Origin of the sequence: Streptomyces sp. WM6386 (genome assembly GCF_000972385.1) — a bacterium.
Classification (GTDB): domain Bacteria; phylum Actinomycetota; class Actinomycetes; order Streptomycetales; family Streptomycetaceae; genus Streptomyces.
Genome location: NZ_JXTE01000418.1, coordinates 1 through 535 on the forward strand (window position 1 = coordinate 1; position 535 = coordinate 535).

Sequence of the window (535 nt, forward strand, 5' to 3'; positions counted from 1 at the left end):
TCCTACGCCCCCGCGGGAGGCGTCCACACGCAGCTCGACCAGGTCGTTCCGGCGGCGGCCGACGAGCCTGCGCAGGTGGAAGTCGTCGAACCGGGCGACTCCCTGTCCACCATCGCCGCCCAGGAGCTCGATGACGGCAACCGGTGGCCGGAGCTCTTCGCAGCGACCAAGGGCAAGCCGCAGCCGGACGGCCTGCCGGCCATCCCCGACCCCGACGTGATCTACCCGGGCCAGCACGTCACCGTCCCCGGCACCCGCACTGGCACGTCGGACGAGGACGAGCAGGACTCCGAGCAGACCGCGCCACCGGACCCTTCGACCTCCGACGACGAGCACCAGCCCGGGCACGACGACGACCAGGAGGCGCAGCCACCGGCGCCCAGCCACTCCGCCAGCCCAACACCAGAGCCGTCTGCCTCCAGCAGCCCGCCAGCCGCGCGCCCCGGGCCACACCACGAGCAGGGCGCTCCTCCCCCAGCCTGCTCGATGGTTCCTCGGCCAAGCGGCAGCGGTGTGCCCTCGACAGCCTCGCCCC

At 73.6% G+C, this 535-nt stretch carries 1 pseudogene; it reads left to right on the plus strand.

Annotated elements, in window-relative coordinates:
* Positions 1-535: pseudogene (locus TN53_RS42025) on the plus strand (hypothetical protein); the annotation flags it as partial.